This window comes from Erwinia rhapontici (genome assembly GCF_020683125.1).
Lineage (GTDB): Bacteria > Pseudomonadota > Gammaproteobacteria > Enterobacterales > Enterobacteriaceae > Erwinia > Erwinia rhapontici.
In genome coordinates, this window is the sequence record NZ_CP085627.1 from 5,008,566 (window position 1) to 5,020,515 (window position 11,950).

Annotated in this window: 10 protein-coding genes; 5 read left to right on the top strand and 5 right to left on the bottom strand. The window is 55.6% G+C overall.

Features of this window, described 5'->3' with window-relative positions; all coding sequences use genetic code 11:
• Positions 1-7: 7 nt before the first annotated feature.
• The 3 genes from rbsD to budA form a co-directional block, all read right to left on the bottom strand.
• Positions 8-427: a D-ribose pyranase gene (gene rbsD / locus LJN55_RS23150; protein ID WP_133844891.1), complete on the bottom strand. Its 420-nt coding sequence runs from the start codon at positions 425-427 to the stop codon at positions 8-10.
• Positions 428-633: 206 nt separating this feature from the next.
• Positions 634-2,313 (bottom strand): acetolactate synthase AlsS, encoded by a 1,680-nt coding sequence (alsS, locus tag LJN55_RS23155; RefSeq protein ID WP_133844889.1) that lies wholly within the window; start codon positions 2,311-2,313, stop codon positions 634-636.
• Positions 2,314-2,332: 19 nt separating this feature from the next.
• Positions 2,333-3,115, bottom strand: coding sequence for an acetolactate decarboxylase (gene budA, locus LJN55_RS23160; protein WP_133844887.1), 783 nt, complete (start codon positions 3,113-3,115; stop codon positions 2,333-2,335).
• A 104-nt stretch (positions 3,116-3,219) separates the two neighbouring features.
• On the opposite strand from budA, the gene LJN55_RS23165 reads away from it, so the two are divergent.
• Entirely contained in the window at positions 3,220-4,101 is an 882-nt protein-coding gene (locus tag LJN55_RS23165; protein WP_171149545.1) for a LysR family transcriptional regulator, read from the top strand.
• Here the strand turns inward: LJN55_RS23165 and LJN55_RS23170 are convergent.
• Positions 4,098-4,496 (bottom strand): YgiW/YdeI family stress tolerance OB fold protein, encoded by a 399-nt coding sequence (locus tag LJN55_RS23170; protein ID WP_166653740.1) that lies wholly within the window; start codon positions 4,494-4,496, stop codon positions 4,098-4,100. The genes LJN55_RS23165 and LJN55_RS23170 overlap by 4 nt on opposite strands.
• Before the next feature lie 217 nt (positions 4,497-4,713).
• Between LJN55_RS23170 and qseB the strand changes: the two genes are divergently transcribed.
• Positions 4,714-5,376: a quorum sensing response regulator transcription factor QseB gene (qseB, locus tag LJN55_RS23175; RefSeq protein ID WP_167863237.1), complete on the top strand. Its 663-nt coding sequence runs from the start codon at positions 4,714-4,716 to the stop codon at positions 5,374-5,376.
• On the top strand, positions 5,376-6,725 hold the full coding sequence (gene qseC, locus LJN55_RS23180; RefSeq protein ID WP_407647767.1) for a quorum sensing histidine kinase QseC: 1,350 nt from the start codon (positions 5,376-5,378) through the stop codon (positions 6,723-6,725). Before qseB ends, qseC begins: the two co-directional genes overlap by 1 nt.
• Positions 6,726-6,835: 110 nt before the next feature.
• On the opposite strand, the gene kup is transcribed toward qseC, so the two are convergent.
• Positions 6,836-8,704: a low affinity potassium transporter Kup gene (gene kup, locus LJN55_RS23185; RefSeq protein WP_133844876.1), complete on the bottom strand. Its 1,869-nt coding sequence runs from the start codon at positions 8,702-8,704 to the stop codon at positions 6,836-6,838.
• A gap of 259 nt (positions 8,705-8,963) precedes the next feature.
• On the opposite strand from kup, the gene ravA reads away from it, so the two are divergent.
• Positions 8,964-10,457, top strand: coding sequence for an ATPase RavA (gene ravA / locus LJN55_RS23190; RefSeq protein WP_133844874.1), 1,494 nt, complete (start codon positions 8,964-8,966; stop codon positions 10,455-10,457).
• Positions 10,454-11,914, top strand: coding sequence for an ATPase RavA stimulator ViaA (gene viaA / locus LJN55_RS23195; RefSeq protein ID WP_159338285.1), 1,461 nt, complete (start codon positions 10,454-10,456; stop codon positions 11,912-11,914). Before ravA ends, viaA begins: the two co-directional genes overlap by 4 nt.
• Positions 11,915-11,950 lie beyond the last annotated feature (36 nt).

Here is an 11,950-nt window from a genome sequence, read left to right on the forward strand (position 1 = left end):
ACAGCCTCTAAAAGGTCACGCCAGCGATCAGGATGACATTCGCATACGGAGAACACTCTCCGCTGCGAATGACGGCCTGACTACGCTGAGTTTGGTGTTTGAACTGTTCGTGACTGACATAACTGATACTGATTGAATTACCCTGGTGTTGTTGCAGTAAGTCGAGCAGGGCGATCAATTCACTATGAAGCTGCGGATTATGCTGCTTAATTTCTTCCGCAATGATGGCACTCTCGACCTGCATCTCGCTGGTGACCGCCTGGGTAACCTGTAAAAATGTCGGAATTCCATGCGTCAACGCCAGATCAATACGCTGCGGACCTTGTGGGACCGGCAGGCCGGCATCGCCAATCACGATGCTGTCAGTATGACCGAGACGTGAAATCACGGACGAGATATCAGAATTCAGTAAGGTGCCTTTTTTCATTATTCACTCCAGAGCGAAACGTTTCGCTGAGGGCAGTGTAAGAAATGGTCAGGGGAAAACAATCATCAAATGTTGAAAATGTGATCGCCATCGAAACGTTTCGCTGACGCAGAGAGAGGATTTGTTTTAAGGAAAAAAATAGCCCTTTTATGTTACCGGTAAAGGGCCATGACTGAATGTAATGAATATCTGGAAGGTATAGCAGCTCACAAAATCTGGCTGAGATGAAGCTGTCCCATCAGCAGAGGGTTGTCTGCATAGTCCACCGGAATAGCCACTACCGCCGGGCCCTGCACATCCATCGCTTTACGCAACGTCGGTTCCAGCATTTCTGCACTTTCCACAGCAAACCCCGCGGCACCAAACGACTCGGCGTAAGCTTTAAAATCGATCGGACCGAATTTCACCCCGGAAACCCGCTGATATTTCTTCTCTTCCTGCATCGCCACCATGTTGTAGCACTCATCCACCCAGATGATATGCAGCAAATTAGCGCCCAGCCGTACTGCCGTTTCCAGCTCCATACTCGATTGCAGGAACCCGCCATCCCCGGAGACCGACACCACTTTGCGCGACGGGTCCACCAGCCAGGCACCAATCGCCCAGGGCAGGGCAACGCCCATGGTTTGCTGACCGTTGGAGATCATGATCTGACGGGCGCGGAAGCTGTAAAGATAACGCGCGATCCAGATATGAAAGCTGCCCATATCCACCGTCAGGGTGACGTCACTGTTGATAATGTCCTGCATAGCACGCACGATGCGCAAAGGATGCAGGGCAAACTGATTCAGCTGATGGCCGCGCAGCGCCAGCAGTTCACGCTGTTGCTGGCGGTCGCTGAGGATCGCCGCCGCCTGTGGGCTAAGCGTTAACGGGCCGTGGATACGTGCCGTCAGTTTATCCAGCGTGGCAGCAATATCACCGACCAGCTCGGCATCAGGCTGATAACAGTTGTCGGTATCGGCGGGCAACACATCGATATGCACCAGGGTGGCTTTGCCACTGTTCCACATCGCAGGTTCATACTCTACCGGGCTGTAGCCAATGGTGATAATCAGGTCGGCTTCTCGCAGTAACCGATCGCCCGCCTGATTATTAAAGAGCCCGACACGCCCGGCAAAGCGGGAAAAATGCTCCTGCCGCACTGCACCTGCCGCCTGGTAGGTACTGGTGACCGGAATATGGCTACGCTCCAGCAGCTGATGCAGCGCATCGCTGTTGGCGGGCTGGCTGGCCATCAGGCCCAGCAGCAGCACCGGGTTTTTCGCCTGTGCGATTTGGCGGGCAACGGCGTCAATCGCCACATCCGGTGCTGCTCCCAGCAGCAGCTGGCCGCTGGTATTCAGCAGATGTCCGCGTGCGGGCTCATTAATAATGTCCTGCGGCAGGCTGACAAAAGCGCCGCCGGGGCGCCCCTGCTCCGCACTGCGAAACGCATTCGATAACACTTCGGCAATGGCATCTGAGGAACCGACTTCTACCGCATATTTACTCACAGGGCGGAACATCGCGACGGTATCCATGCTTTGATGCACCTGTTTGGCGCTATCCGCGCGTTTTACCGCCCCCCCCAGTGCCACTACCGGATCGCCCTCGGTGGTCGCCGTTGCCATACCGGTGATCAAATTGGAACAGCCAGGCCCGGAGGTGACCAATGCAACGCCGGCTTTGCCGGTCAGCCGACCCACGGCCGCTGCCATAAATGCGGCGTTGGCTTCATGACGTACGGCAATCGTCTGGATGGAGGTGTCCAGCAGCGAATCAAAGACTTTATCGATTTTGGCACCGGGAATGCCGAAGACCTGCTTCACCCCCTGTGCTTCCAGTTGAGCCACGACCAGATCGGCACCGTGTGCCCACTGTTGAACCTCAGTGACGTTTTTCATCTTTTGTTCTCTCTCTTTTTCAGCTTTCAACAGAACGAATGGCGGAATCCAGGTTTTCCGGGCTGAGATCCGCCCGCAGGAAGTCGCTGTCGCCAGGCAGGTCAATCACCAGCTTGCTGATCTCACCAAAGGTCAGCGTGCCGTGATCAAGCTGATAGTCCAGAAGATGACCGCCACCCTGGCGATCGTCAGTAATGAAATGTTCGTGATAGCCCGCGACGTTGATGCCCTGCATATACTGCGGCGTGCGAAAACCGATCAACACGCCATTGCGCTGCTCAAAATGAAAGGTGGGCTGCTTGCCGAGCACCTCTGGCATCGATTTATACGGGCGGTGCTGACAGGGAACCGTGCGGGTTTCTGCGCGGCTGAACAAACCGTCGAGACGCAATGCGCAGAACTGATTATCGGAACTGACCTGCTGGTCGATGACCTGATGTACCCCGGCCCGATCAACCGGGCCGGTAAAGCGATGCTGATACTGAGGGTGGAAGAAGGTCATCACTGCAAACGGCGATTGCTGATCGGGACTGGCAGCACGGGCACTGCCATCTGAACGCAACTGGTACACTTCACGGTTAAAAGCGATAAGCTCGCCATCCAGCTGATTAAACGTCCCGAGGCCAAAATCGCCTTTCTTCAGCAGGTCAGCCACCGTGGTGGTACCGTCATAGACGCCGCTCAGTAACGCGCTCATCAGAGAGGTCTGATAGATTACACTTTCTGGCCTTTCCTTCTGCATCCCCCTGACTGTTTCGGTCAGTTGTTCCGAACATGAACAATCAGTTACAGAATGTGTCATTGCCATTTCCCCCGATAAACTGTTAAGAAGTATTGAATCAATGTTGACTCGATTCAGTTCGGGATTCCAATATAGAACACCCCCCACTTTGAGACGTTTTCGATATGGAACTGCGGTATCTGCGTTACTTCGTTGCGGTCGCTGAGACGAAGCACTTCACCCGGGCGGCGGAAAGGCTGGGTATTTCCCAGCCCCCGCTGAGTCAGCAAATCAAAAAACTGGAAGAAGAGATTGGTACACCGCTGCTGAAAAGGCTGACGCGTGGCGTGGAACTGACGGATGCCGGGGAAGCGTTTTATCATGATGCCTGCCAGATCCTGGCACTGACCGGCCATGCGCTGGAGAAAGCCAAAGGGATTGCCCGCGGGATCAGTGGAAAGCTGTCGATTGGTTTTGCCAGCTCCACCGCGTTTCATCCGCAGATTTTCCGGCTGCTGCACTGTTTTCAGGATCGTTTTCCGGCCATCACCTTACTGCCCCAGGAAGAGAGTATGGCGACGCTGATGCATAATCTGGAGGAGGGATTACTGGATGCCGCCTTTGTACGTCTGCCCTGTGAGAGCAGTAAGACGTTTAATCTGAAGGTGATTGCTTCTGAGAAAATGGCTGTGGTGCTACCGACGGGTCATCCGCTTGGCAGCGTACCCTCTTTGTCGCTGGCACAGTTACGTCAAGAATCACTGATTTTGTTTCCACGTGAGGTTGCCCCCAGCCTGTACGAAGTGATTATCAGTGCCTGTCTGCGTGCCGGTTTTCAGCCAGATGGCGTGCAGCAGTCACCGCAAATTTCGTCGGGCGTGAGCATGGTCGCCGCAGGCTTCGGCATCACCATCGTGCCTGATTCACTGCGCTGCATCAGCCTGCCCGGCGTCAGCTTCCATCAGATTGAGGATGCTGCGCTGGGCAGTGATATCGCCCTGGCCTGGCGGCGTTGGGATCGCTCCCCCGCCGTCCACCACCTGGTCACGATGCTTGCCAGCGATTAGCCACCGATTTTGCGCACCTGTTTGACGTCCAGCTCCAGCGAGTTGAAGTCTTTATCCAGCTTGCCCTGGAGTTCAACATTGTCTTTCGGACCAATGGTCTGTCCATCCCAGCGCTTATCGTCAATTTCGACGGTCATGGTGCCGGTGGCATCACGGAACAGATAGTCTTCATCACCAATGCGCTTTTCAATATGACCACGCATTGTTACCCAGGCATCATCACTCATATCCTGAGCCTGCTTGACGGTAGCCACCGTACCGTTCGGGCCGCTGAACCCGCCCTTCTGTACCTGGGCTGCCGGGGCACTCGGGTCAACAAAACCGCCGCCCTGGACGGCAAGTACGGGCATGGACATCAGGGCGGTGATCGCCAGTAATGCAGCTGTCTTCTTCATCATGTTCACTTTTCCTTATGCAATAGAGCAGTCAGTTCTGCCCGGTAACGTCGGTTCAGTCAGTATTACAGCAAAAGGTTCTTAACAGGATCTTAAGAACTCTTTTATCACGAGTTTATTGTTCTAAATTGACGAAAAGTCGCGAATTTCGTCGATCGTTGCTGTACAAGCCGTATCATGATTCCGTATAACTCGGTGAACTGCGAAGGATAACACCATGCGAATTCTTTTAATCGAAGATGACCGCCTGATTGGCGACGGCATCAAAGCCGGGTTAAGCAAACTGGGGTTCAGTGTTGACTGGTTTACCCAGGGCAACGAGGGACTTCGGGCGCTGAGTGCCGCGCCCTATGATGCGGTAGTACTGGATCTCAGCCTGCCAGAAATCGACGGACTCACCATTCTCCGCCAGTGGCGACAGCAGGGACGTGATGAACCGGTGTTGATCCTCACGGCCCGCGATGCCCTGGAACAACGCGTCAGCGGGTTGCAGCAGGGAGCCGATGACTATTTATGTAAACCCTTTGCCCTCAGCGAAGTGGCCGCACGTTTACAGGCGCTGATCCGCCGCCGCCACGGTCAGCTTCAGCCGACACTGCAACATGGCTGCCTGATCATGGAACCGGGTTCCCATACCGTTACCCTGAAGGGTGAACCGCTGGTACTGAAAGCGCGTGAACTGGCGCTGCTGGAACTGTTTCTGCTCAACAACGGGCGCGTGCTCACCCGCCCACAGTTAGAAGACAAACTCTACGGCTGGGATGACGACGTTTCCAGCAATGCCGTGGAAGTGCACATCCATCACCTGCGTAAAAAACTGGGCAGTGAGTTTATTCGCACCATTCACGGCGTGGGTTACACACTGGGAGCGGCACCCTGATGCGCCAAAGTCTGCGACTGCGTCTGATGCTCGGTTTTTTGTTGCTCAGCCTGCTGTGCTGGGGAGTGGCCGCTGTGGGGGCCTGGTGGCAGACCCGTCACAATATCAATGCGTTGTTTGATACACAGCAAATGCTGTTCGCGAAACGGCTCACCACCCTGAATATTGAGTCAGGGGATGAGAAAACGATAACGCTGCCGAAAACAAAAAAAATCCTGCGCCATCACCGGGGCGATCAGGACGATGATGCGCTGGCCTTTGCCGTGTTTCGCCGCGATGGCCAGATGCTGCTTAATGATGGTGATAATGGCCGTAATTTCATCTTTGATTATCAGCGTGATGGTTTTGTTGATGGCCGCCTGCGCGGTGACGATGACCGCTGGCGTATGGTGTGGCTGCGTGCCCCGGACGATCGCTATGTGGTGGTGGTCGGTCAGGAGTGGGAGTATCGCGATGATATGACCCGCGATCTGGTGCAAACCAACCTGACGCCGTGGCTGGTGGCACTGCCGGTAATGCTGATGTTGATGTTGTGGCTGATCACCCGGGAGCTGGCGCCGCTGAAACAGATCGCCGACCAGCTGCGGCAGCGCGCCCCGGATGACATTACGCCCCTCACCGCACAGCGTGTGCCGCAGGAAGTCCGCCCGTTGCTGACTGAACTGAATCAACTGTTTGGGCGCATCGGTGACATGCTGCTGCGCGAACGCCGTTTTACCTCGGATGCCGCACATGAACTGCGCAGCCCGCTGGCCGCGTTAAAAGTGCAGACGGAGGTTGCCCAGTTGGCTCATGACGATGCCGCAGTACGCCACCATGCGCTGACCAGCCTGGATGCGGGGATAGACCGCGCTACCCGGCTGGTGGATCAACTGCTGACGCTGTCGCGTCTGGATGCCGGGGAAGATCTGGAAACACAAAGCGTGCAGTGGCAGGCGATCGTGCAGAAAGCCGTGGTGGATCAGTATGCAGCCGCACAGGCTGCGGGCGTGGAACTGGCGCTGGATGCCCCTGATGCGCCCGTTATCTGTCAGGGTCAACCGCTGCTGCTGGCACTGTTGGTTCGTAATCTGCTGGATAATGCCATTCGCTACAGTGCGGCGGGCAGTGAAGTATGGCTGAAACTGACCGCCGGCACGTTGCAGGTGCTGGACAATGGACCGGGCGTCAGCCCGGAAGCGCTGGCACGTATTGGTGAACGATTTTATCGCCCGCCAGGCCAGCAACAGTCTGGCAGCGGTTTAGGCTTGTCGATCGTTCATCATATTGCCCGCCTGCACGGCATGACGGTGACCCTGGAAAATCGGGCAGAAGGCGGATTTGCGGTGACGGTAAATATTAACGGATAACCAGGGCGAGGCGTGCCTCGCCCCTACGATGGATCTGCTTAGGAGAGGGCGTGCCTCGCCCCAGTGACAGACAGGTTTGTAGGGGACGGGCATGCCCGTCCCGAACCGTGCTAAATCTCGACCTGAGTACCCAGCTCAATCACCCGGTTAGGCGGAATTTTAAACTGATCGGGTGCCCGCAGCGCATTACGTTGCAGCGCAAGGAACAGCTTGCCGCGCAGGCGCAGGTACCACGGACGCTTACCGATAATCAGCGACTCATGTGACATAAAGAACGAGGTCTCCATCATCCGGCAGCTCAACCCTTCCAGACCGCAGCGGTGGAAAATCTCCTCCACGTTTGGCGTTTCACGCCAGCCGTAACTGGCCACCACACGCCAGAAGGTCGGCGACAGTTGCTCGATGGTCACACGCTTCACGTTATGGACATAAGGCGCATCTTCGGTACGCAGCGTAAGCAGCACCACGCGCTCATGCAGCACCTTGTTGTGTTTCAGGTTATGCAGCATGGCGAACGGGATCACGTTCAGGGCGCGGGACATATACACCGCGGTGCCCGGCACGCGCACCGGTGGCGATTTCTCCAGCGAGGCGATCATTGCCTCCAGAGAATTACCGTGTTCGTGCATCCGACGCAGCAGACGGAAACGTTCGCTCTTCCAGGTGGTCATCACCACAAACATCACCAGCGCCAGCGAAAGTGGTAACCAGCCTCCGGCAAACACTTTCACCAGGTTTGCGGAGAACAGTGACACGTCAATGCACAACATGCCCACCAGCAGCGTCATCACCAGATAACGATTCCAGTGCCAGTTTTTAATCGCCACCACGCTGCACAGGATTGCGGTGAGAACCATCGTTCCGGTTACGGCAATACCGTAAGCCGCAGCCAGGTTGCTCGAATGCTCAAAGCCCACAATCACAATCACTACCGAGACAAACAGCAGCCAGTTGATTACCGGAATGTAAATCTGGCCCGACTCCTCTTCCGAGGTGTAAACAATACGCATCGGCGGCAGATAGCCGAGACGTACCGCCTGACGCGTCAGGGAGAAGACACCGGAAATCACCGCCTGAGAGGCGATCACTGTCGCCAGCGTGGCCAGAATCAGCATCGGGATCAACGCCCAATCGGGGGCTAACAGGAAGAAGGGGTTTTTAATCGCTTCCGGATTTTTCAGCAGCAACGCGCCCTGGCCGAAATAGTTCAGCACCAGCGACGGCAGCACCACAATAAACCACGCAAGACGGATCGGATACTTACCAAAATGGCCCATATCGGCGTACAGCGCCTCAACGCCCGTGATGGCCAACACAACGGCCCCAAGCGCAAAGAAGGACACCATTTTGTATTCAACAAAGAAATGAATCGCCCAGTAAGGATTCATGGCGTGCAGCACTTCGGGGTTACTGATGATGCCGCGCGCACCCAGTACCGCCAGCACCAGAAACCACAACAGCATCACAGGTGCGAACAGCTTACCGACCAGGCCGGTACCGTGTTTCTGGATCATGAAGAGCAATGTCAGCACGCCAATCGCCAGCGGCACGATATAGCGGTCAAGGGAGGGCGCGGCGATCTCCAGGCCTTCAATGGCCGAAAGCACCGATACCGCCGGGGTGATCACCACCTCGCCGTAGAAGAAACTGCCACCAATCAGGCCCATGATCACCAGCACGGCGGTTGACCGCGCACCGGTATTGCGTCCCGCCAGTGACATCAGTGTCAATATCCCGCCTTCCCCGGCATTATCGGCACGCATCACGTAACTGATATATTTCAGTGAAACGGTGAGTAATAACAGCCAAAAAATCAGCGACAGGAAGCCGAAAACGGCATCGCGCTCAACACCAAAACCAAACTGCCCGGAAAGACACTCACGCAGTGTATACAGCGGGCTGGTGCCGATATCACCATACACCACACCTATCGCTGCCAGGGTAACGGCACCAAGGGATTGCTTCTTCTCAGAACTCATAGACTTGTCTTTTGTTGCGGTGGACTGACGCGGGATTGCGTACGGCTCAACTGCCCGTCAAAACGCGCACAGTATGCATGATTAAACATGAATGCCTATCCTTAATTGCCTGTTAAATGACAACTTCAATGGTCAGTGTCACCCTTTGATAATAAAAAAGCTGACTGCAATCAACTCTTTCAAGCATCATAGCCAGTAGTGTTTGCGCTCGCCAGACAGCAATCTGGCCTGACCGTAGAAAAAGGATGAATGTTTGATTATGGCCCACTCTCAATTATTGGCGGAACGCATCGCCCGCCTCAGCAATGCATTAGAGAAAGGACTTTACGAACGCCATCATGCGATTCGCCTTTGCCTGCTCGCCGCCCTGTGCGGTGAGAGTGTCTTTTTACTCGGCCCACCGGGCATTGCCAAAAGCCTGATTGCCCGCCGGCTCAAGTATGCTTTCCAGCATGCCCGCGCGTTTGAATACCTCATGACGCGCTTCTCCACGCCGGAAGAAGTCTTTGGCCCCCTTTCTATTCAGGCACTAAAAGACGAAGGGCGCTACCAGCGCCTGACTAAAGGCTACCTTCCTGACGCAGAAATCGTGTTTCTTGACGAGATCTGGAAAGCCGGGCCCGCCATCCTGAATACGTTGCTGACCGCGATTAATGAACGCCGTTTTCGTAACGGTGACAGCGAAGATAAAATCCCGATGCGCCTGCTGGTCACTGCCTCTAACGAACTGCCGGAAGCGGATAGTGGGCTGGAAGCACTGTACGACCGTATGCTGATCCGCCTGTGGCTTGATAACGTGCATGAAAAGCAGAACTTCCGCAGTCTGTTGACCCACCAGCAGGATGAGAATCAGAATCCGGTATCCGATTCACTCTGCATCAGCGATGAAGAGTATCTGGAGTGGCAACAAGGTATCAGTAAAGTCAGCCTGCCCGACGATGTTTTCGAGCTTATTTTCCAACTGCGTCAACTGTTAGAAAATCAACCAGAAGCGCCGTATATCTCCGATCGCCGCTGGAAAAAAGCCATTCACTTGTTGCAGGCCAGTGCCTTTTACAGTGGCCGTAGCGTGATCGCGCCTATTGATTTGATCCTGCTGAAAGACTGCCTGTGGCACGATGTGGGATCGATGAAACTGCTGGATCGTGAACTGGATAATCTGATCACCCAGCAGGCGTGGCAGCAGCAACCGATGCTGTTCAAATTGCAGCAAATTAATGCCCGCCGTCTGGCGCTCCAGCAGCAACAAAGTGTGGAACAGGCCATCCGCCTGGAGAAACATGGCGGCATGTTCAGCCGCAAACCTCACTTTGATCTGCCGGCAACGCTGTCAGCCGATGCGCTGACGCTGATGCTGCAAAAACCGCTCACGCTGCATGATATGCAGGTCACGCATATCACCCTGACCCGCGAAGCTCTGCATCACTGGCTGCAAAAAGGCGGCGAAATGCGTGGCAAGCTCAATGGTATTGGCTTTGCCCAGACGCTGGATTTGCACGTAGACGGCCATGACTGCCTGACATTGCGCGACGTCAGCCTGCAAGCCTCACGCCTGATGCTGCCGGGTAAACCGCAGCAAGGGCTGCCGGAAGAGATTTCGCTGGCGCTGGATGAGCTTGATACCCAGCTTCGGGCACAGCGCACGCTGTTCAGCCAGCATCATCGCTGCCTGTTTATCAGCGATGACTGGCTGGCACGTGTTGAAGATAGCCTGCAACAGGTGGCGGAACAGCTGAAGCAGGCGCGGCAGTGATCTCACTTGATACATTGAGTATGTTTCTGGCAGTCAGTGAAAATGAGCTGATTGAAGAACTGGTGATCACGTTGCTGGCCTCACCGCAGCTGGCCGCCTTTTTTGAAAAGTTTCCCCGGCTGAAAAATGCCCTGACGCGCGATCTTCCACGCTGGAAGTCAGAGATCCTGCAACAGTTAAAATCGACCCCGGTTCCGGACGATTTGGCGGCAGAGTTCAGCCGCTTCCAGCAGTGCCAGACTCTCAGCCAGCATGACTTTAGCAGTCAGCTGCCCGAATTACTGACATGGCTTGCGCAGAATCACTCACCCTTTGCTGAAAAAGCGCAAGCGCTGGTCAGCCATCACGATACCTTGCAGCTCAGCGGCGCTCAGCAGACGCTGTTTTTACAGCGCTGGCGACTGAGCCTGACGCTGCAAACCCTGACCCTTAACCAACAGTTACTCGATCAGGAGCGTGAAAAACTGCTGGCTGACCTGCAACAGCGGCTGGCCATGAGTGGTCAGCTGGCTCCCGTGCTGGCCACCGACGACGAAGCCGCTGCCGGGCGCTTATGGGATTTGACCCGCAGTTCACTGCAACGCGACGACTACCAGCTCATGGTGCAATACGGCGATTTCCTGGCCAGCCAGCCGGAGCTGCTGAAACTGGCGGAACAGCTGGGCCGCAGCCGTGAAGCCAAAGCGGTACTCTCGGACGATGCTCCGCCGGAAGCCTTCCACCAGTTGGTGCGCGAACCAGAAAGCGTGCCGGAAGAAGTCAGCGGTCTGCACCAGAGTGACGATATTCTGCGCCTGCTGCCACCAGAGCTGGCCACGCTGGGCATCAGCGAACTGGAGCTGGAGTTTTACCGTCGGATGGTGGAAAAACGCCTGCTCACCTACCGTCTCCAGGGAGAGAGCTGGCATGACAAAGTCACGCTGCGCCCGGTGACTCACCACCATCATGATGAGCAGCCGCGCGGCCCGTTTATCATCTGCGTGGATACATCCGGTTCAATGGGTGGCTTTAATGAACGCTGTGCCAAGGCGTTCTGCCTGGCGCTGCTGAAGGTGGCACTGGCAGATAACCGCCGCTGCTACATTATGCTGTTTGCCCATGAAGTGGTGGGCTATGAACTGACCGCTGAAGATGGCATCAGCCAGGCGATCCGTTTTCTCAGCCAGCGTTTTCGTGGCGGCACCGACCTTGCTGCCTGCCTCGATGCCGTCTTACTCAAGCTCTCCGGCCCACAGTGGCAAGATGCTGACGCCGTTATTCTCTCTGACTTTATCGCTCAACGTCTTCCTGATGTACTGGTCAAACGCGTACGCGACCACCAGAACCAACAGCAACAGCGTTTTCATGCCGTTGCCATGTCCGATCATGGAAAACCCGGCATTATGCGCATCTTTGACCACATCTGGCGTTTCGACACCGGGCTAAAAAGCCGCCTGCTCCGTCGCTGGAAACGCTGAGCCCCGCCTTTGACCTAATCTGACAAAGCTTATTTG